The organism is Shewanella sp. 10N.286.51.B8, assembly GCF_041469325.1.
Lineage (GTDB): Bacteria > Pseudomonadota > Gammaproteobacteria > Enterobacterales > Shewanellaceae > Shewanella.
In genome coordinates, this window is sequence record NZ_JBFRKG010000009.1 from 81,474 (window position 1) to 102,229 (window position 20,756).

Consider the following 20,756-nt stretch of genomic DNA (forward strand, 5'->3'; position numbering starts at 1 on the left):
ATAAGCTAAAAGCATAAGCTAAAAGCATAGCAATCGATTATCTCGGCTTTTACTGGCAGCTTAATCGGGTATTTGTTAAGCTGCGGAAACTATTGATATCGAAGTAAACTAAGGACATTCGATGAGCGCTCAAGACAATATGGTAGTTCGATTCAACTACACCCTTCGTGACGAACAAGGTGAAGTGATTGAAAGTAACGAAGGTGGTTCTCCAATCGCCTATTTACATGGCCATGACAACATGATGCCAGGTGTAGAAAATGCCATTGCTGGCAAAGATGCGGGTGAAAAGTTCACCGTTACATTACCAGCTGCTGAGACCTATGGTGAGCGTATGGAAGGTGCTGAGCAACGTGTTTCAGTAAAACACCTACAAGGCGCTAAAGTATGGAAAGTGGGCATGTCTGCTATTGTCAATACTGAAGAAGGCCAACGCCAAGTGACTATCGTTAAAATGGGTAAATTCATGGCAACGATTGACACTAATCACCCATTGGCTGGTCGTGAGTTAACCTTTGATATCGAAGTGGTTGATTTTCGTGAAGCAACAGATGAAGAAATTGCCCACGGTCATTCACACGGTGAGGGTGGTCATCAGCACTAATTTATTGCTGCATTACCCCAAATGTAATCCCAAGTGTAGTTAATATACTTGGGATTTTTGTTTGAAATAAAAGAAGCATCCGAATGATAATTGAATTTTCCCAAGGTAAATTAGTGGTCACGCCATTTGAAATCCAGTGTCGATTAAATACCAATAACATCGTCTTGACCGCAATGGTCGATGACATGAAATGTCTTAGTGACAGTTTAATGTTAATCGCAGATGCTGGCGCTGTGCGCTGGAGTTTAAAATTGGATAATGCCCAGCAATTTTATGAAGCCATCGAAATAATGGGCATTGCAGCCGAATAATCTGATTCGGCTGCGACAAGCTTCACTACAGGAACACCTAGGCTAGTGAATCTCGGTTATGGGGACTGCTATAGTCAATCTCTGGGCCAACTGGCACGATTTGGGTTGGATTAATTTGTTGGTGGCTAAAGTAGTAATGCTGCTTGATGTGCTCAAAGTTTACCGTGTCAGCAATGCCAGGCTGTTGGTATAAGTCCCTGAGGTAACCAGAAAGGCAAGGGTAGGACTCAATGGTTCTAATATTGGTTTTAAAGTGGCCTACATAAACACAATCAAAGCGAATTAAAGTGGTAAATAAACGCCAATCTGCTTCAGTTATCACATCTCCCATTAAGTAGCGTTTTGTTGCTAAGCGTTGTTCTAATTGCGCTAAGCTGGCAAACAGTGGCGTTATTGCTGCTTCATATGCTTGTTGAGTAGTAGCAAAACCACTGCGATATACACCATTATTAATGTTGTCGTAAATCATGGCATTCAGTTCATCAATATCTTGACGTAGTGCTGCTGGATAATAGTCGTCATGGTTAGCCGTAAGATGATTAAACGCCCGATTAAACATACGAATAATGTCAGATGATTCATTACTGACTATGGTATTAGTGTGTTTATCCCATAATACGGGCACAGTGACACGACCGTTATAATCAGCTTTGGCCATTTGGTAAATTTGATACAGGTAATCTTTATTAAACAAAGGATCGGTATTAGCGCCTTCAATGGCATTAGCAGCTGCCGACTGATTAGATCCTGCAAACTCCCAGCCGTTACTGAGCATGTGCGGCTCAACCACAGTGACATCAATCATTTGGGTTAACTGTTTAAGTTGTAGAAAAATTAAGGTTCTATGAGCCCAAGGACAAGCCAATGAAACGTATAAATGGTAACGTCCAGCTTCAGCTTTAAAGCCTACATCACCACTTACTTCAGCACTGCCGTCTGGTGTGATCCAATGCCTAAATTGTGCATCTTCTCGGTGAAAATTGCCGCCATTTTCCTTCGTTGGGTACCATTGATCGACCCAGTGTCCATTTTGTAATAACCCCATCATTGCCACCTGATAATTTCAACTTCTATGACTGAGTTTAAGTGATAAATTTTAGCAAAAAAAGCGGATTAAATGGGCTATAACGTTCGATTAATTCGAAGCTGCTTGAGCCTAAATGTATTTACTGTTACTGAAAATATTGAATTGGAATAGCGAGTATTGGTTGCTTTAATCGCGGTGCTTTTAACAAAAAACTCACATCAATAGAGAAATATGGCTATATGGGTTCAAATATCAACCAGATACAATTTGTGTTGTTACAGCTTGAAATGTCTGACTTGTTTTGTTTTTTTTGTGTGAGTGTTTTGTTTTTGATTTTAATGTTTATCAAGATGCATCTTGTTGTTGTGGTTGGGTAAATTGTGGTTTTTTGTAATCAAACTGACATGAGATTTATGCAATGTTTGCTAGCATTCAGCAATGGGCTGGATAGCTCGTACATTATAAAAATTAAATTGATTAAGGGTTAGATCATGAAAAACATCTTGTGCAAATGCTTAGTGGCCTCTGCTGTACTCGCGGCTTTATCAGGTTGTAGTAATGACGATGATAAAAACCTAACAGCTTGTGAAGCTGCTGGTGATGCATGTACTAGCTTTACTGTTATTCATACCAATGATAATCATGGCCGTTTTTGGGAAAACAGCAATGGCGAATATGGTATGGCTGCGCGTAAAACTGTGATTGATCAAATTCGACATGAAGTAGAGCGTGCTGGCGGTGAAACCATTCTTTTATCTGGTGGTGATATTAACACTGGTGTACCTGAGTCAGACATGCAGCAAGCCATTCCTGACTTCATGGGGATGAACCTATTAGGTTATGACGCTATGGCAGTGGGTAACCATGAGTTTGACAATCCTCTAAGCACACTTGATATGCAGTCAACATTGGCTAATTTTCCAATGCTTGCAGCTAACATCTATGACAAAAATGCAGACGCGCGCTATTTTGAACCTTACCGAGTGTTTGATATTAATGGCGTAAAAATTGCGATTATCGGTTTTACCACTGTTGATACCCCCAAAATTGTTAATCCAGAAAATGTCGACAGACTGACATTTACCGATCCTCAAGACGAGCTGCCTATTGTTCTTGCTGAAATCGAAGCCAATGAAGACGTTGATATGGTGTTTGCTGTAACCCATATGGGTCATTATGCTGACGGTAATCATGGTACAGAAGCCGCTGGTGATGTGATGCTAGCTCGCTCTGTTGAGCAAGGTCAACTGCACGCGATTATAGGTGGTCATTCACAAAACCCTGTGTGTATGGAAGGGGATGAGTACGCAGATTTTGCTCCAGGTGATGACTGTAAACCTGATCAGCAAAATGGGACTTATATCATGCAAGCCCATGAATGGGGCAAGTACGTTGGACGTGCTGATTTTGAATACATGGATGGAGAGCTAACGCTGGCAGAATACTCACTCATCCCAATTAACTTAAAGCAAGAAGATGAAAGTGGCGAGTTAGTTTTCATTACTGAAGAAATTGAAAAAGACCAAACAGTATATGACACCTTATTGCCATATCAACAGCGCGGTCAAGAATTGTTAGATGTGGTGATTTCCTATACTGATGGTAAGTTTGAAGGCGATCGTGAAGTCGTACGTGTTGAGCAAACAAACCTAGGTAACCTGCTCACTACAGCTTATTCTGAATTTGTTAGCAATAACTTCAATGTCACCGCAGACTTTGGCGTAATGAATTCAGGTGGTGTCCGTGCTTCTATCGCTGAAGGTGATATTTCATACCGTGATGTGTTAACTGTACAACCATTTGGTAATTTCGTATCTTATGTCACTATGACGGGTGCGGAAGTTGAAGATTATTTAGCTGCTGTTGCAGTTAAAACCGGCGGTGGTTTCCCACAATTTAACCATGTAGCTATGGATGTGAATTGTGATGCTGAAACCGTCGATATTGCTTCTCTTGGTGGCCGTAGTTTCGATTTAGAAGATGATTATACCTTCTCGTTAATCCATTTCAGTGCTGCTGGTGGTGACGATTATCCAGTTATTAATCAACATAAAAACTACATAGATACTCAATTAACCGATGCTGCTGTTTTCCGTGAGTACTTTGTGGCAAATCCTGTATTATCAGCTGCCGATTATGCGCCAGTGGAAGGTCAATTAAACTTCTACCGTAATGGCGCGTTAGTGAAAAGTTGTGCTCAATAATTTCTTTTGATTAACTAATGAGTAAGTTAAAAACGGTGTAAATTGAAAAAGGTAGCTACGGCTACCTTTTTTGTTTCAAGCTTAACGGTGCTTATGGATTGGTATAAGATAGCCGCAATTCATCATAAAGGATTTAATTATGTCGTCGGTGACAACCCTACTAGAACGTATAACAGTTGAACCAGCTACACCTGCGAAGTCATGTGTCATTTGGTTACATGGCTTAGGAGACTCAGGAGCCGGGTTTGCGCCCGTCGTGCCTGTTTTAGGTTTACCAAGTGATCATAGTATTCGATTTGTTTTTCCCCATGCACCAGAACAAGCGGTGACCATAAATGGCGGCTATATCATGCGATCTTGGTATGATATTAAAAGCATGGATTTACATGATCGAGCCGATATCAATGGGGTGTTAACCTCTGAAATCGCAGTAAAAGCGCTGATCAATGAACAAATTGAATCGGGTATTAGCGCTCAAAACATTGTGCTGGCAGGTTTTAGCCAAGGTGGCGTCATGAGTTTATTTACTGGGTTGAGGTTTGAGCAAAAACTTGCAGGCATTATGGCATTGTCATGTTATTTACCCGCAGGAGAGGCTTTACCTGAGGGCTTAAGCGAAGCTAACAGTGATACGCCGATATTACAAAACCATGGTGAGCAAGATGAAGTGGTGCCATTATTTGCTGGAAAAATGGCCCATGATGCCTTAATTAAAGCAGGCTATTCGAGCAAGTGGCTTACTTACCCTATGGCACATAGTGTTATACCTGCGCAGTTGTCCCACATTGGTCAATGGCTAACCGATAAACTCGGGAAAGCATAACTGGCACTTTAGTGTGGCTGTTTCAAATTAAGTACAATGTCACTATTAACTTGTGATAGTTAAATGCTATAAAAAACAAGAGGCTTAGCGCTGTTATGGCGCTGAGCCTTTTTTATATTCGAACAGCTCAATCATTTGGCTAAATCCCTTTTTATTATATTGGACAATCTGCGTGTATTAATAAAAACTAAATCATTGTTATTTAAAGTGATAACTTAAAAATAAATCACAATATTTAGTAAACTTTTGTTAAAATACAGCTCGTTTTATGTAGTGAAACTAGTTGCAAACAAATTGCAGGCAACTTGTATTAAATTGAAGGTTTACGGATAACATAATGATAAGAAAAATTCCGAGTCTACTGGTCGTCATCGGTGTATTAACCAGTTTAACTGCGTGTGATCGAAAACCTGACTGCGAAGATAATAATTGCACTAAATTTACTGTGGTGCATACCAATGATAATCATGGTCGTTTTTGGCATAACAAAGCGGGTGAGTATGGCATGGCAGCGCGGTTTACTGTCATTGATGGTATTCGTAAAGAGGTCGCCGCAAATGGTGGGCATACCTTAGTGTTATCAGGTGGCGACATCAATACGGGTGTACCAGAATCCGACTTACAAAACGCCATCCCCGATTTTATTGGCATGAATATGATTGGTTATGATGCCATGGCGGTGGGCAATCATGAATTTGATAACCCATTGTCAGTATTGGCAGAGCAAGCAGAGTTAGCGACATTTCCAATGTTGGCTGCCAATATCTATGATAAAGAATCTAATCAACGTTATTTTGAACCTTATAAAGTGTTCAAAGTGGGTGATATTGACATTGCTGTAGTGGGGTTGACCACTAACGACACACCAAAGCTAACTAATCCATTGCATACAGAGTCGTTGATTTTTACCGATCCTATCGCGGAAATGAAGCAGTTGTTACCGCAAATAAAAGCCAATGAAACTGTAGACTTAGTGTTTGCAGCTACCCATATGGGCCATTATCAGGATGCAGATTTTGGCAGTAATGCCCCTGGTGATGTCACGATGGCTAGAGCGTTAGAGGAAGGGCAGTTAGACGCCATTATCGGCGGGCACTCGCAAAATCCAGTGTGTATGGCTGGTCGCAACAGTGAATATGATAAAACCTTCACCGCGGGTGACTCTTGTCGTCCAGACAAACAAAATGGCACTTGGATTATGCAAGCCCATGAGTGGGGACGCTTTGTTGGCCGCGCTGATTTTGAATACATTAACGGTAAATTGTATTTAGTGGACTACCGATTAATTCCAATTAACTTAAAGCGAATGGCTTTTGGTAAAAAGCTTGCTTGGCCAGTAGGTGAGCATGTTGAGCGTAACCCTGAGGTTGAAGCGGCGTTATTACCTTATCAGCAAAAAGGCAGCGCAGAGCTTGATGTGATCATAGGTAAAGTAGATGGGCTATTACAAGGCGATCGCAAGGTGGTGCGTGCCCAGCAAACCAATTTAGGTAGGTTAATTGCGAAAGTACACAGTAATAAAGTGCGCGCTGACTTTGGTATCATGAACTCTGGTGGCGTCAGAGCCTCTATTCCGGCAGGAAATATTGCTTATCGTGATGTGCTCACGGTGCAACCATTTTCAAATACTATTGGTTTAGCAGAAATGTCAGGTGACAAATTAATTAGCTATTTATCAAAAGTGGCTACCAATACCCGAACTAGCGGTGCTTATGCGCAATTTTACGGTATTGATATGACTGTAAAATGTCGTGATCAAGACGTTGAAATTCATAGTATTAATGGTCAGCCTTTTGATATATCGGCAACCTATCAGTTCTCTATTCCAAGTTTTAGCGCAGCAGGTGGTGACAATTACCCTAAGATTAATATTCTTGAAGCGGGTTATGTAGATGCCATTGAGCTTTATGAATACGTTAAGAAAGAGAAAAATATTCAAATTGAGGATCATAATCCGAAAAATGAAGTGAAATTTACCCAATCTAAAAGTTCATTAGGCTGCAGTATTTATTAGTATCCATGAGTTAATGTTAGCTTCTGTTAGCATTTAAACCTAAAGGCAACCACTTGGTTGTCTTTTTATTTGAAAATTTTTATCTTTTTAAGATATTGATTATTAATGGTTATATTTAAATTAATTGGCTGAAGGAAAAATTATTTTTGCTAATTTACTTGAAAAATAAAATATCGTTCTCATATCTAGTTGTAAGTTAGGCACGCTCAATAGAGGTACTAACTAGCATTACGCCGCAAGGGTAATGACAAACAGCCAATAATGGCATTTTATTTTTCACATATTGCTTTAGACAAGGATATGACAATGCGTAAATTTAATTTAACTCCAGATTTAACTCCTCTTTATCGTAGTGCGATTGGTTTTGATCGTTTAGCTAAAATGGCTGAACACGCCGCAGTACAAAATGGTAACACCGGTTACCCTCCATACAACATCGAATTACTTGGCGAAAATCGCTACCGTATCACTATGGCGGTTGCTGGATTTAGTATGCAAGAACTTGATATCACTAGCGAAGGTGACAAGTTACTTATCAAAGGCAGTAAAGTGGCTGCAGTAAACGATGAACGTAAATACTTACATCAAGGTATCGCAGAGCGTGGATTTGAGCGCACTTTCCAGTTAGCAGACCATGTCAAGGTTGTTGGTGCTGAATTAGAAAATGGTTTATTAAATGTTGATTTAGTAAGAGAAATCCCTGAAGCGTTAAAAGCACGTAAAATTCAAATCAATTCTGCGCGCAGCGCTACCAGTAATACGATTGAAAGTTAATGCGTTACCGCCCTTTAGGTAAATAATAAAGGGCACTAGTTTCATCTCTTCCCTGATTTTTGCCCAACTAGATTCATTTTCCTAGTTGGGCTTTTTGCCTTATGACTGTTTATAAAGCCCCTCACAACAAATTGACGCCACATTATTGATCCCACATTAAAGTCACTCTCAACAAAAGCACTTCGCGATAACGTCGCTTTCAATAAAAGCACTGCTCGTAAAAGTCACAAGCCCCTATTTAAGCGCTCTATCTAAAATGACCGCACCAGCATCATTGTTACCCAGTTCATCATTAGGATTGTATATGGGGCAGTTTTTCATTGATAAACATCCACAACCAATACAGCCATCTAGAGAGTCACGTAAATTAGTCAAATAATTGATTTTTCTAGTTAACTGATTTTGCCACTTGGTCGATAGCAACGCCCAGTCTTCAGGGGTTGGGGTGCGTTCATTGGGAAGGTGGCTAAATGCCTGCTTGATATCCTGCAAGCTTATTCCCATGGTTTGGGCGGCTTTTATCACGGATATCCGCCTGATCACATCTCGGCGATAGCGGCGCTGATTGCCTTGATTGCGCAAACTGGTGATCAAGCCTTTTGATTCATAAAAATGCAAGCTTGAGACTTTTATGCCGCAACGCTTGGCCACTTGCCCGACTGTTAAATCCATTTCATCAAGCATCAAAATATTCCTATTACAGTAAAAATAATACTTTACCTCAACCAAGGTTGAGGTTTTATAGTGGCACTATATTACAACAAGTTGATTTAAAAATCGTTGCAATGCAGGAGGCAAAATGACGTATTTAATTTTTAAAACTGAACAAGTGAATACATTCAGTCATCGAACAACAACTCCGGTTACTACAGTAATCAAACCCTCTAAGGAAGTGGTCACTGAGCAAGCTTATGATGCTTCAGATGACCCAAGCCGCTCCCCAAGTGGCGCTAAGAATCATGATTTGTCAGCAGAAAACGCAATCACAGCGGTTATTGAACTAAGCCGAACCCTATTCAATCAAGTGATGATTAATAAGTAATGTCAGCTTTTTAAAACAAGGAATATGATTATGCGATTAGAGCATTTAAATTTAGTAGTACAAAATTTAGACGCTAGCTTAGCGTTTTATCGGGCAGCTTTTCCCCATTGGCAAGTTCGCGGCGGTGGTGAAGGTGAGTGGCATGGGGTGCAGCGTAAATGGCTGCACTTTGGTGATGAATATAATTACTTATCGCTTAACGATGGCGGTAAAGGAAAAATGCGTCCCAATGAAGGTTATGATTTAGGCTTAGCCCATTTTGCTTATGTGGTGTCAGATCTTAAAAGTTTAATGGCAAGAATGGAGCAAGCTGGTTTTGAAATAGCGATTAAAGGCCGTGAAGATACTTACTCTGACAGTGTTTATTATCTTGACCCTGATGGCATTGAGGTAGAGTTTGTCCAGTATTTAACGGATATTCCCAGTGAACGAAATCGTTATGTTTAAGTTTCATTGGCGCTTATAAATAGTATAAGCAACAGTAAAAACGAACAGTATTAGTTGGAGATTTATCTTAAGTCGGAGTCAGTATGCATCTTAATCAAGTTACCTTAACGGTTAATAATATGACTAAAGCCTGTGAGTTTTATTTAACTCTCGGTTTTACTCAAATCGTTAATACTGCCCATTACGCTCGTTTTATGTGTCCTGATGGTGAGGCCAGTTTTTCATTAACCTTAGATGAGCTGCAATTGAATATGAGTGATAACCGAACCGTTATCTATTTTGAACATGAGCAACTAGATGAATGGGTTAATCAGCTGATTAAAAAAGGCATCGAATTTGAAACTTTGCCCACAGATCAAGACTATTTATGGCGTGAAGCAAGGCTGTTTGATCCTGCAGGTAATAAGATAAAGCTGTATTGGGCAGGAGAGAATCGATTAAATCCACCGTGGCGAGTGACTATTCGTGATAAATAACCATTAACCATTAACCATTAACCATTAACCATTAACCATTAACCATTAACCATTAACCATTAACCATTAACTACAGATACTCATACTGAGGTAATCAGCATTAAAAAAGCGCCGCTATTAAATTAGCGGCGCTTTAAACAATATTGACCAAGTGTGGCTTTTAACCTAGCGGCTATAAAAATATCAGCCTATTTACCCCAAGGGTTTACAGCGCCAGTGCCATTGGGCACTGATCTGCTGGTGTTATTTTTACTAGGCTTGCGAGAGTCTGAGCTTCTATTCTCGCCGCGGTCACTAGTTTTATATGGGCTTTTAGCTGCGCTTTCTTTGTTAAAGCGTTTGGCTTTATTTTTATCGTAATGATTATTCTTTGGCTTATCTGACTTGCCACGAGAAAGCGTTGGCTTGTCATCAGTTTTCGCTTTTGGCACTTTGGCATTCTTAGGGACAAAATCTAAGATTGAAATCGGTACTTCTTTACGCGTAGTAAAGCCTTCAACTTCTTTACGGACAATTAAGTGACCCAAACGGCGCTCAATTGCGCAGAGATTTTTAAAGTCATCTTTTGACACCAATGACACTGCAATACCAGACGCCCCAGCACGGCCAGTACGACCAATGCGATGCACATAATCATCAGCAGGGTATGGTAAGTCGTAGTTAATGACGATAGGTAAGTCATCAATATCAATACCACGAGAAGCAACACCAGTGGCAATAAGATAGGTGATTTTTCCATCTTTAAAATCTTTAAGTAATTGCTCACGTATCGGCTGGCTACGACCACTATGAAAAGACTCAGCAATAATGCCGCGCTTTTCTAATTGAGTCACCAGCTTTGCTGCACCGTGTTTAGTTTCGATAAAGATCAGCGCTTGTTTCCAATCGTTGTCTTTAATTAACTGGCTTAGTAATGCTGACTTCTTTTCTTTATCAACGGTAACTAACCATTGATCAATTTTTGGCGCTGCGTCAGCATCTTCAACCACTGAAATTTGCACTGGGTTACGCATAGCTGATTTAGCCAGAGCGCGAACTTGGTTAGACAAAGTGGCTGAAAACAACATGTTTTGACGTTCATCAGGCAACAATTCGATGATGCGGTTAATGTCTTCAATAAAGCCCATATCCAGCATTCTATCGGCTTCATCAAGCACTAACACTTCAAGCTCGTCAAAGTTAACGGCACGTTGAGTATACATATCCAGCAAACGGCCAGGCGTTGCCACCAGGATATCAATGCCTTCAATGAGCTTTTGCTTTTGGGCATTACTGTCAACGCCGCCATACATGACCATTGAATTTATTGATAAGTTCTGGCTGTATTTTTTGATGTTTTGCTCAACCTGAATCACCAGTTCACGGGTAGGTGCTAATACCAGTGCTTTGACGCGTTTGCCACGTACCTTATGGGGGGCTTTAAAGCGTTCGATAATAGGCAGTACAAAGCTGGCTGTTTTACCGGTGCCGGTTTGCGCCGCGGCAATGATATTTTTACCCGATAAAGCAACAGGTATAGCCTTAGATTGAATGGGAGTCGGCTTGGTATAACCTAAAGAACTAAGTGCACTGATTATTGGATCGCTTAATCCCAGCTTCGAAAATGGCATGTGTAATCTCGGGTAAAGTAAAATGATAATTAACAACACTGTCAGCAATGATTAATGTTTGGTTTAGCGTTAATCATGGCGCAGTGGTAAAGAATAGCTGGTTAGTATAACAGAGTGAGCAAAATATAGGGTAGGGCTGTTTTCGCTTTAAGCGTAAAGCTAACAAGGTGAATCAATATGATCTGTCGGCAGTCAATAAAGTTTTGACGCAGCAGTTCTTGCCTGTATGGCCTATGTTGATTTGAATCCAATTCGCGCGCAAATGGCTGCAACACCTGAAACTTCAGATTACACTAGTATTCAACGATGCATAAATTCAGCGATTAAAGGTGAGCAACCCAAAGAGTTACTGGCATTTGTAGGAAATGAACGTTTAGTGTAGTGACAAGGTGAATTTGGCCACTCATTTGTAGTTGAACTCACTTAGCATAGAAATTTTAATCCTAAATTCACCAATTAGATTTAGAGATCTAACTCGGAAATGTCCAGAGGTGAGTTACAAAATGATCAAACGATATTGTTTTCAATTGACAATAACTTCACTTCAGCTAGTGAAAACGATCAAACTTCATCAAGTCGAAGTTCAATAAATAAGCAAGCCCCTGCCATTTCTGATCAAACATTATTGCTCTCAAATATGAACAGTGAATCAATTAGCCTCAAAAACAGGTTATCTCAGGAGGGGTCAATAATAAGCATAAAAAAGGGAGCTAATCAGCTCCCTTTATTGTGACACTTTTTTATACATAGACTTGTTACTAGCCATGTAAAAAGTAAACACTATGCTTTCATGACTTTCTCGCCACGGGCAAGACCTACAACGCCTGAGCGAGAAACTTCAATTACCTTTGTGACTTCAGCAAGCGCGCTGATGAAGGCATCTATTTTTTCGCTGGTACCGGCCATTTGAATGGTATACAAGCTGGCGGTGACATCCACTATTTGACCTCGGAAGATATCAGCAGTGCGTTTGACTTCTTCACGCATCTCTCCTTGGGCTTTAACTTTGACCAATGCCAGTTCTCGCTCAATATGGGCATTTTCAGTTATGTTAGAGACTTTTAAAATATCAATTAACTTATGAAGTTGCTTTTCAATTTGTTCGTGAACATCAGCTTCAGCATTCACCGTAATATTAAGGCGTGACAGGGTGGTGTCTTCTGTTGGCGCAACGGTTAAGCTTTCGATGTTGTAGCCACGCTGAGAAAACAGTCCAACCACACGAGACAATGCCCCTGGTTGGTTTTCTAATAATACAGAAATAATACGACGCATTAGCTTCTCTCCGTTTTACTTAACCACATATCTTTCATTGCTTCTCCACGGATCAACATTGGATAAACATGCTCTGTTTCATCAACGCTAATATCAACAAAGACTAACTTGTCTTTCATTGCCAATGCTTCAGCTAACTTTGACTCTAATTCGTTAGGATCACTAATCGTCATGCCAACATGGCCATAAGCTTCAGCGATTTTGGCAAAATTAGGCACTGAATCCATATAAGAGTGTGAATGACGACCTGAATAAATCATGTCTTGCCATTGCTTAACCATACCTAAGAAACGGTTATTCAAATTAATGATTTTTACTGGGGTGTCATATTGCAGCGCAGTTGAAAGTTCTTGAATATTCATTTGGATTGAACCATCACCCGTAACACACACTACGGTTTCATCTGGCATCGCCATTTTTACGCCCATGGCAGCAGGTAAACCAAAGCCCATGGTGCCAAGCCCGCCTGAGTTAATCCAACGGCGTGGCTTATCAAATGGATAGTAAAGCGCGGCAAACATTTGGTGCTGACCCACATCAGAGGTGACGTAGGCATCGCCATTGGTTAATTTATGCAGTGTTTCGATCACTTGCTGTGGCTTTATGCGATTACTTGATTTGTCATAGGCTAAACAATTTTTTTCGCGCCATTGATTAATCTCAACCCACCAAGCATCAAGCGCTTCGCTGTCGTTGGTTTTTTCGGTGTCATCAAGTAAAGCTAACATGCTATCGAGGATATTTTCAGCAGAGCCAACAATCGGTATATCCACTCGTATGGTTTTAGAAATAGATGCCGGATCAATATCGATATGCAAAATGGTGGCATTAGGGCAATATTTTTCTACATTATTGGTGGTACGGTCATCAAAACGCACCCCAATACCAAAAATTAAGTCACAGTTGTGCATCGCCATATTAGCTTCATATAAACCGTGCATGCCTAACATACCTAAGCATTGTGGGTGAGTGCCAGGGAATGCGCCTAAGCCCATTAAGGTATTAATGACTGGAATATTGAGCTTTTCAGCTAGGCGAATAATTTGTTGGTCGCAACCTGAAATAATAGCGCCGCCGCCCACATATAACACCGGTTTTTTAGCCGATAACAGCGCTTGTAATCCACGGCGTATCTGACCTTTGTGGCCTGCGGTTGTCGGATTGTAAGAGCGCATATTAACGCTTTCAGGGTAAATGTATTCGTGCAGGACTTCAGGGTTTAAGCAATCTTTTGGTAAATCAACTACGACAGGGCCAGGTCTACCGGTTGCTGCAATATAAAAAGCTTTTTTGATGATTTCGGGGATTTCACGGGGATCTTTAACTAAAAAGCTATGTTTGACAATAGGGCGTGAGATCCCAATCATGTCACATTCTTGGAAAGCATCATTACCAATCAAATTACTCGGAACTTGGCCTGATAAAACCACTAAAGGAATAGAGTCCATGTAGGCGGTAGCAATACCGGTAATGGCGTTAGTAGCACCAGGACCAGAGGTTACCAGTACGACACCCACATCACCGGTGGCGCGGGCATAACCATCAGCCATATGCACAGCTGCTTGTTCATGTCTTACTAGGATATGCTCTACGCCAGAATCTTTGTGCAGCGCATCGTAGATGTCGAGTACTGAGCCACCTGGGTAGCCGAAAATGTGTTTTACGCCTTCATCGATTAACGAGCGCACTATCATGCTGGCGCCGGATAATTTTTCCATTGCTAAATCCTCTTAAGTTACCGTTATGGTAAACAGTATCTTGCTACAACGACGGTAATCGTTCTAAAAATAAGCCCGAACGGTAATTCGAACTCGCTTATCTACGCAGTAGAAAACCGCCTCAGATAATTTGACTAAATATGTATCTTGCTGATTTCCAAGATACCTTCATCATATTTATTTTTGAGCACGATACAAGTGTCTTGTTGAAATAAAGTAATTTAGGTGAAAGTATTTCATGATTGTTCAAGATAAATGACAATTAGGCGTTTTAAATTAATTAAAAAGCGTGAAAACTGCAGAAACTTGAATTAAACCGAGTATATTACGCTTGCTTGTATCGTGTTGTTTTTCGAACAGGTATTTGCTGAGTTTAAGGTGATTTGATTAAAAATGTTTAAATAGGAAATGTATGGACCCATCTGTTGTCATGTTGATGCTATCGGCCGCACTATTTTGCGCTACCATGACGGGTACGCCAGGGCCTAATAATGTGCTATTGGCTAACTCTGGTGCTAATTTTGGTGTTAAACAAACCGTACCGCATATGATTGGGATCCGTTTAGGCCAAACCAGTTTGCATGTGGCTATGTTATTGGGGTTAGGGTCTTTATTTGAGTCATGGCCGCTACTGCATCAGATGTTAAAATATGCATCCATTGGCTACTTGATCTATTTCGCGGTCAAAATAGCCACGCAACATGGACGCAATCAAGCCAGCGAAAGGGCTAAGCCGATAACCTTAGTTGAAGCGGCCTTTTTCCAATGGATAAACCCTAAAACATGGATGGCTTCAATTAGCTTATTAAGCGCATTTACTATTAGTGGTGATTTATATTGGACAACGGCAATTGGTGGGGTGCTGGTATTCAATATTGTAGGGCTACCAATGTCATTGCTTTGGGTACTGATAGGCTCTTCTATCAGTCAGAAGTTAAACACACCTATTCGTCAGCGAAATTTTAATTGGTTGATGGCGGCGATGTTACTAAGCACATTACCTATGGTGTTAGTGTGAATTTAAACGGCTCTTTATGAGCCGTTTTATTACAAGTTCAAGCCGCTAGATGATTAGTTTCTTGGCTGGGTACGTTGAAACAATAAACAACCCATTACCAGCATTACTGATAACAACATCATCGCCGAAAATGGCACTGCGGTGCCAGTATAAAAGAAAGCCAATAAAGGGCCAGCTAATGAGCCAAAGCCAAATCTCAGAGTGCCAATTACAGCCGTTGCAGTACCGGTTTCTTGTTTAAATTTCATCAACACAATGGCATCGGCATTAACTGACATCACTCCTAAACAGCCCATTAATGGGATCAGCATGGCGACAGTAAAGTGGTAACTCAAGCCTAAAAGATTCACCAGCAACAAACCTGCGGCTGCTAAGGTGGCAAACACGGTTGCAGCAAACAGCATTCTGTTTGAGCCAAAACGCCCGACAATTCGAGAGTTTAAAATGTTCGCCAACATCAGAGCGCCGACATTAGTACTGAATAATATTGAAAATAAGGTTTTATCTAAATCAAAGACTTCCATATAAATGAAAGGCGAAGCTGTTAAATAACAGAAAAACGCAAAGGAAGTCAGTACTCCGCAACTAATATTGAGTTTCACACCTTGGCGGCTCAGCACGGTTTTATAGGCGTTTAAAAAAGACTTATTACTGCGGGCATCTTTTGCTTTGTCGCTGGGCATTTTTAATTTAAAAATAATCAACAAAAGCAAAAATATAGCATAACAACTTTGGCTTAAAAAGATTAACGGCCATTCACCCACTTCTAAAATTAAACTGCCTACACTGGGCGCAAGTAACGGCGCTAACATCATTATTAAGCTGACGTAAGACATTCCTTTGGCAGTATTGTCACCATAAACTTCCTTAATATAACCAGGTACCACAACCGTGGCAGCTGCGCCAATAAATGCTTGGGAAAAACGCAGCGCTAAAAATAACTCAATATTAGCGGTGATAGAAATAAAGAAACTGATTAAGGTAAACCCACTTAAGCCAAAAATGACCAAGGGTCTACGGCCAAAGCGATCAGCAAGCGGGCCAAAAGTGAGCATCCCTAGCGCGTAGCCCGCAAGGTAAATACTTAACGATTGCTGCACTGTAGTGACATGGGTTGAATAGCTGTCAGCAATGGCAGACATTGCTGGTAAATACATATCGATGGCTAATGGGGTTATGGCCACAATCGCAGCCAGCATCGGAATAAGCATGGCAAGGTTTGGGGAGTTCTGCGCCGAGGTCACAGAAGGAGAGTTAGAAGACATGCTGACAAAAACCTCATTGGATAGACATAAAATAGGATCACATCGAAGAATTTTATAGGAAAGAGAGTACGAAATTCTGGCAAAATTTTACCATGAAAAAGGTGATCAGCATCGAAAAATATCAGGAATTAAGTGTATTTTAATCTTTACTAAATCAGACTGTCGAGGCTTAACATTAAAGTAACATTGTTGTCGTTTTAGTGTCATCGGACTTGAGTAGCTTAGCGCCCAACTTTGCAACAATTACTTAATAGAGACTAAAGCATGAAAACGAAAATTTTTCCGTTAACCACACTTTTGCCGTTAACCACAGTAATGTCAATGATGCTGCTAGCAGGCTGTAATGGTGATGATGGTCTTAATGGCGTTCAAGGTGTTGATGGTACGAATGGTTTAAGCTCGTTAATCTCAATCACTGAATTAACTGCTGGTAATAGCCAGTGTCCATTTGGTGGTCAACAGATCGACACGGGGATTGATGTAAACATAAATGGTGTTTTAGACACAGATGAAGTGCTTACTGGCCAAACTCAAATACTATGTGCTGAAGCTCAAGGTCAATTGCAGTTAGGACTAATCGGTCGTTATGAGTCAGGAACTTTTGGCCAAAGCGCAGCAGAAATTGTTGACTTTCATCAGGCTAGCAACAGCGTATATGTAGTTAATGCACAAAGTGGCATGTTAGATGTCCTAGACTTATCTTCGTTAGCAAGGGTTAGTTCCGATGACATAACTGCGATTACTTTAAACAACCTTACTAAAACCTTAAGTGTAAACGTTGCTGAAGATGCTGAAATTAATGATTTAGGCAGCGTCAACAGTGTCAGTATTTATGGCGACTTATTAGCCGCTGCAGTTGAAAGAGCTGATAGTGCCGGCAATGCGACCCAAGGCAAGGGTATCGTTGCATTTTATCAATTATCAGCCACTGCAGAGCCTGAATTTATTAAGGCCGTAGAAGTAGGGGCATTACCGGATAATGTGGTTTTTACCCATGATGGTGCCAAACTGGTTATAGCAAATGAAGGTGAGCCAAACTCTGATTATAGCGTTGATCCAGAAGGTACTATTGCGTTGATAGAGATTACCGATGGTCTGCCAGCAGATACTGCTACTTTGATTGATTTTAATGAATTTAATCTAGGTGAAGCTCGCCATAATGAGCTTAGTAATATGATTAAGATTAATGGACCAAACGCTTCAGTTTCACAGGATCTTGAGCCTGAGTATATTGCAGTGTCCAAAGATAATCAGTTTGCTTATGTCAGCTTACAAGAAAACAATGCTATCGCAGTGATTAACTTAGAGAATAATACCGTCGAAGCCATTAATGCTTTAGGCCTTAAAGATTACGGTAAAGCAGGTAATGAGCTTGATTCCAGCGACAAAGATGATGCCATTAATATCGTTAATTATGCTGGTGTCTATGGGATGTATCAGCCTGACACTATCGCCAGTTATCAATGGCATGGACAAGACTTTATTGTCACAGCCAATGAAGGTGATGCTCGTGATTATGATGGTTTTTCTGAAGAAGCCCGCGCCGATGATTTGATTTTAGACTCAAGCCACCCGCAAATATTAGCCGCCCAAGATAAAACTCAATTAGGCCGATTAAAGGTTACCACTAGCATGGGTGATGATGATAATGACGGCGATTTTGATAAAATTGTATCTTATGGTGGCCGCTCATTTTCTATCTGGAGTCATGCTGGTCAATTAGTCTTTGATAGTGGTAATGACTTTGAGAGGATTACCGCAGCAGTGCTAGGTGAAAACTTCAACAATCATAATGAAGAAAGCAAAGGCGATAGTCGCAGTGATGATAAAGGTCCTGAGCCTGAAGCGCTAGCGATAGGTAGAATCGGTGATAAAAATTATGCTTTCATCGGCTTAGAGCGTACATCTGGGATAATGATTTACGATATTACTAATCCTTTTGACGTCAGTTTTATTGACTATGTGGTGAACCGTGATTTTGATATCGACTTTGAAATAGACGGCGAAACCATGAGTGGGCAACCTGAGCTTGTGGGTGATTTAGGCCCTGAAGGGATGAAATTTATTCTAGCTGAGGATAGCCCTACAGGTTTGCCATTATTAATTATTGGCAATGAAGTAAGCGGCAGCACCAGTGTTTATCAAATAAGTTTTAATTAGCACAAAATAAGCTAAATCCATCGTTACACTCGAGCAGCAATCTTGACTCAGAACACTTACTCCAAAGACCAATATCAATTGATATTGGTCTTTTTGGTTTTTTGGTTCGTATGAGACAAGACATTATTGTTGTTTTTAATAGCAAAAAGGTGATTTTATTCTGATCTAGATCATGTATTCTGTCATTGTTTGATCAAGTTAACTATTTATCTAGGAGCACTCAATGGCATACGCAGACAGTCATACTTTTTTAATGGGTGAACATGTCATTTTAGAGCCGTTAACACTCGAGCATGTGCCAGCGCTAAGTCTTGCAGCTGCTGATGGCAACTTATGGGAGCTTTGGTATACCTCGGTTCCCCATGCCAATGATATGAAAGCTTATGTTGAAAAAGCCATAGCCCAAGAACAACTTGGCGAAGCATTGGCTTTTGCCGTGCGGGACAAAACCTCAGGTGAGGTGATCGGTAGCACCCGTATCTGCCAATGGGATCAACCTAATCGTCGCTTAGAAATTGGCTACACTTGGTATGCAAAACGTGCCCAGCGCACCGGTGTTAACACCGAAACCAAATTGTTATTACTCGATTATGCGTTTTCAACCTTGGATGTCATGGCGGTGGAATTTCGCACCCATTGGCACAATCAAGCATCAAGGCAGGCAATTACGCGTCTTGGGGCTAAGCAAGATGGGGTGTTAAGAAACCATAAACTTTTGAAAGATGGCACAGTCAGAGACACAGTTGTTTACTCCATTATTGATTCAGAATGGCCAACGGTTAAGCAGCATTTAAAGCATCGTTTAGCTCATTACCAACAACAATTTAGCAATAGCATTGCGCACTCAGAAATTAATTACTAAGAAAGGATACAGTATGTTTAAAAATGGATATCAGTTCGCCGCTGCGATCACGTTAGTTGCCACTAGCTTAAGCGTACAGGCGCAAGATAAAGCTGAAGCCGCATTTACTAATGAATTAGTCCAATGTGCCGCATATTATCAAATTAGCTCTAGCATGATTATGGGTATGAATGCGCCGCAGATGAAACCGGTTGGTGAAAGATTGAAAACATCAGCAGTTGAAGCTGAAAAATTAGCCGCGGGCTACTTAAGTGCCGAAAAGGCGGCTAAAGCGGTCACAGAAGCGAAAAACCAGCAGCTTGCCAGTTTACAAGGCCAAAGCGGCTTAGGTCCGTTAATGAATAAATACAAAGAAGTGTGTAAAAAAGCGGTGTTAGACCCTAAGGCGCGTCTCGATTACTGGGCAATGGTGACTATGTAATTTTAAGTTTGCGGCGCGCCAAGGTATTTTAAACCAAGGCGCGTTAGTTTTGTTAAAGTCTGAGCTAGTACATATAATGCAATTATCCCTCATGCAGTTAATTCTCATACCAAGCTCCAAGCCATAATCGATCGACTGAAATCGGTATTTAGTCATTTATTTTTGAGTCCATTTCCCTTTAGCTGTTTGGATAAAATGACTTTTTCTGGCTGCGGCAATGGCTTTTTGCGCGGCTCTTGCAGCGACATCTTCAGTGGATAATTTATTCTTTTTGGCAATTTTTTGATAATGTAGCTTTCGCTTACTATTTACCTCAGTTAATAATGTTTTTGCGTCGTTATCATTGACCACCAAACCAAGATAACCATTAGTTTGCTCACCAACTAATCCTTGGTCTTTAGCTTGTTGCAATGTCAACGCAGCTACATTTGAACTCAGTGTTAACCCTAGAAGTAACGTTAAAACTAAAGCCATGATTTTTGTGTTCATTATTGCTTCCTTATTGGTTAAAACAGCTCATCATCTTCTAAAAGAATATCGAGCTCTTTATCGATTTTTATAATGATTTCATGCTCAATTTTTACATTAAGATTAATGACAATAGGCTTATCTGGTGGCTCAATTTTAACGGTTGGGGTACAGGCGCCTATCAGCAGTACTGATGCGGCAATAAGAAATATTCGGTAAATCGACTGAGTGTTCACA

21 protein-coding genes and 1 pseudogene are annotated in these 20,756 nt (G+C 40.6%); 14 read left to right on the top strand and 8 right to left on the bottom strand.

Features of this window, described 5'->3' with window-relative positions; translation table 11 throughout:
• Nucleotides 1-121 precede the first annotated feature (121 nt).
• Nucleotides 122-604, top strand: coding sequence for a peptidylprolyl isomerase (locus AB4160_RS05155; protein ID WP_102438222.1), 483 nt, complete (start codon nucleotides 122-124; stop codon nucleotides 602-604).
• 83 nt (nucleotides 605-687) lie between these two features.
• Nucleotides 688-915 (top strand): DUF3389 family protein, encoded by a 228-nt coding sequence (locus AB4160_RS05160; protein ID WP_102438220.1) that lies wholly within the window; start codon nucleotides 688-690, stop codon nucleotides 913-915.
• 37 nt (nucleotides 916-952) lie between these two features.
• On the opposite strand, the gene AB4160_RS05165 is transcribed toward AB4160_RS05160, so the two are convergent.
• Entirely contained in the window at nucleotides 953-1,960 is a 1,008-nt protein-coding gene (locus AB4160_RS05165; protein WP_372003842.1) for a glutathione S-transferase family protein, read from the bottom strand.
• A gap of 473 nt (nucleotides 1,961-2,433) precedes the next feature.
• On the opposite strand from AB4160_RS05165, the gene ushA (AB4160_RS05170) reads away from it, so the two are divergent.
• From ushA (AB4160_RS05170) to AB4160_RS05185, 4 genes are all read left to right on the top strand, one after another.
• On the top strand, nucleotides 2,434-4,146 hold the full coding sequence (gene ushA / locus AB4160_RS05170) for a bifunctional UDP-sugar hydrolase/5'-nucleotidase UshA (RefSeq protein WP_102530759.1): 1,713 nt from the start codon (nucleotides 2,434-2,436) through the stop codon (nucleotides 4,144-4,146).
• Between the two features lie 148 nt (nucleotides 4,147-4,294).
• The gene (locus AB4160_RS05175) at nucleotides 4,295-4,969 is read left to right on the top strand and encodes an alpha/beta hydrolase (protein ID WP_102519695.1); all 675 of its coding nucleotides are present in this window, start codon (nucleotides 4,295-4,297) and stop codon (nucleotides 4,967-4,969) included.
• A gap of 337 nt (nucleotides 4,970-5,306) precedes the next feature.
• On the top strand, nucleotides 5,307-6,983 hold the full coding sequence (ushA, locus tag AB4160_RS05180; protein WP_372003777.1) for a bifunctional UDP-sugar hydrolase/5'-nucleotidase UshA: 1,677 nt from the start codon (nucleotides 5,307-5,309) through the stop codon (nucleotides 6,981-6,983).
• 306 nt (nucleotides 6,984-7,289) lie between these two features.
• Nucleotides 7,290-7,757, top strand: a complete 468-nt coding sequence (locus AB4160_RS05185; RefSeq protein ID WP_102438204.1) for an Hsp20 family protein — start codon at nucleotides 7,290-7,292, stop codon at nucleotides 7,755-7,757.
• 234 nt (nucleotides 7,758-7,991) lie between these two features.
• Here the strand turns inward: AB4160_RS05185 and soxR are convergent, their stop codons facing one another.
• Nucleotides 7,992-8,441, bottom strand: a complete 450-nt coding sequence (soxR, locus tag AB4160_RS05190) for a redox-sensitive transcriptional activator SoxR (protein ID WP_102438202.1) — start codon at nucleotides 8,439-8,441, stop codon at nucleotides 7,992-7,994.
• 115 nt (nucleotides 8,442-8,556) lie between these two features.
• Between soxR and AB4160_RS05195 the strand changes: the two genes are divergently transcribed.
• From AB4160_RS05195 to AB4160_RS05205, 3 genes are all read left to right on the top strand, one after another.
• On the top strand, nucleotides 8,557-8,799 hold the full coding sequence (locus tag AB4160_RS05195) for a hypothetical protein (RefSeq protein ID WP_102476241.1): 243 nt from the start codon (nucleotides 8,557-8,559) through the stop codon (nucleotides 8,797-8,799).
• 27 nt (nucleotides 8,800-8,826) lie between these two features.
• The gene (locus AB4160_RS05200) at nucleotides 8,827-9,246 is read left to right on the top strand and encodes a VOC family protein (protein WP_102438333.1); all 420 of its coding nucleotides are present in this window, start codon (nucleotides 8,827-8,829) and stop codon (nucleotides 9,244-9,246) included.
• Between the two features lie 83 nt (nucleotides 9,247-9,329).
• Nucleotides 9,330-9,722: a VOC family protein gene (locus AB4160_RS05205; RefSeq protein ID WP_102476242.1), complete on the top strand. Its 393-nt coding sequence runs from the start codon at nucleotides 9,330-9,332 to the stop codon at nucleotides 9,720-9,722.
• Between the two features lie 188 nt (nucleotides 9,723-9,910).
• Here AB4160_RS05205 and AB4160_RS05210 read toward each other — a convergent pair whose 3' ends face one another.
• Nucleotides 9,911-11,332 carry a DEAD/DEAH box helicase gene (locus AB4160_RS05210; RefSeq protein WP_102476243.1) on the bottom strand — a complete coding sequence of 474 codons (1,422 nt, stop codon included), beginning with the start codon at nucleotides 11,330-11,332 and terminating at the stop codon, nucleotides 9,911-9,913.
• A 205-nt stretch (nucleotides 11,333-11,537) separates the two neighbouring features.
• On the opposite strand from AB4160_RS05210, the pseudogene AB4160_RS05215 reads away from it, so the two are divergent.
• Nucleotides 11,538-11,705: pseudogene (locus tag AB4160_RS05215) on the top strand (transposase); the annotation flags it as partial.
• Nucleotides 11,706-12,112: 407 nt separating this feature from the next.
• Here the strand turns inward: AB4160_RS05215 and ilvN are convergent.
• Nucleotides 12,113-12,607, bottom strand: coding sequence for an acetolactate synthase small subunit (gene ilvN, locus AB4160_RS05220; protein WP_076537586.1), 495 nt, complete (start codon nucleotides 12,605-12,607; stop codon nucleotides 12,113-12,115).
• Complete coding sequence (locus AB4160_RS05225) at nucleotides 12,607-14,325, bottom strand: acetolactate synthase 3 large subunit (protein ID WP_102438190.1); 1,719 nt, start codon at nucleotides 14,323-14,325, stop codon at nucleotides 12,607-12,609. Before AB4160_RS05225 ends, ilvN begins: the two co-directional genes overlap by 1 nt.
• A 412-nt stretch (nucleotides 14,326-14,737) precedes the next feature.
• Between AB4160_RS05225 and AB4160_RS05230 the strand changes: the two genes are divergently transcribed.
• Nucleotides 14,738-15,343 carry a LysE family translocator gene (locus AB4160_RS05230; RefSeq protein ID WP_372003779.1) on the top strand — a complete coding sequence of 202 codons (606 nt, stop codon included), beginning with the start codon at nucleotides 14,738-14,740 and terminating at the stop codon, nucleotides 15,341-15,343.
• Nucleotides 15,344-15,396: 53 nt separating this feature from the next.
• Here AB4160_RS05230 and AB4160_RS05235 read toward each other — a convergent pair whose 3' ends face one another.
• Nucleotides 15,397-16,608 carry a multidrug effflux MFS transporter gene (locus AB4160_RS05235; protein WP_372003781.1) on the bottom strand — a complete coding sequence of 404 codons (1,212 nt, stop codon included), beginning with the start codon at nucleotides 16,606-16,608 and terminating at the stop codon, nucleotides 15,397-15,399.
• 264 nt (nucleotides 16,609-16,872) lie between these two features.
• On the opposite strand from AB4160_RS05235, the gene AB4160_RS05240 reads away from it, so the two are divergent.
• From AB4160_RS05240 to AB4160_RS05250, 3 genes are all read left to right on the top strand, one after another.
• Nucleotides 16,873-18,768 carry a choice-of-anchor I family protein gene (locus AB4160_RS05240; RefSeq protein ID WP_372003783.1) on the top strand — a complete coding sequence of 632 codons (1,896 nt, stop codon included), beginning with the start codon at nucleotides 16,873-16,875 and terminating at the stop codon, nucleotides 18,766-18,768.
• Between the two features lie 223 nt (nucleotides 18,769-18,991).
• Nucleotides 18,992-19,630, top strand: coding sequence for a GNAT family N-acetyltransferase (locus AB4160_RS05245; RefSeq protein WP_102438183.1), 639 nt, complete (start codon nucleotides 18,992-18,994; stop codon nucleotides 19,628-19,630).
• Between the two features lie 13 nt (nucleotides 19,631-19,643).
• Nucleotides 19,644-20,051 (top strand): hypothetical protein, encoded by a 408-nt coding sequence (locus AB4160_RS05250; RefSeq protein ID WP_372003785.1) that lies wholly within the window; start codon nucleotides 19,644-19,646, stop codon nucleotides 20,049-20,051.
• A 156-nt stretch (nucleotides 20,052-20,207) separates the two neighbouring features.
• On the opposite strand, the gene AB4160_RS05255 is transcribed toward AB4160_RS05250, so the two are convergent.
• Together AB4160_RS05255 and AB4160_RS05260 are read right to left on the bottom strand one after the other, a co-directional pair.
• The gene (locus AB4160_RS05255) at nucleotides 20,208-20,540 is read right to left on the bottom strand and encodes a YdbL family protein (RefSeq protein WP_372003787.1); all 333 of its coding nucleotides are present in this window, start codon (nucleotides 20,538-20,540) and stop codon (nucleotides 20,208-20,210) included.
• Between the two features lie 17 nt (nucleotides 20,541-20,557).
• Nucleotides 20,558-20,740: a YnbE family lipoprotein gene (locus AB4160_RS05260; protein ID WP_241901002.1), complete on the bottom strand. Its 183-nt coding sequence runs from the start codon at nucleotides 20,738-20,740 to the stop codon at nucleotides 20,558-20,560.
• Nucleotides 20,741-20,756: the final 16 nt, after the last annotated feature.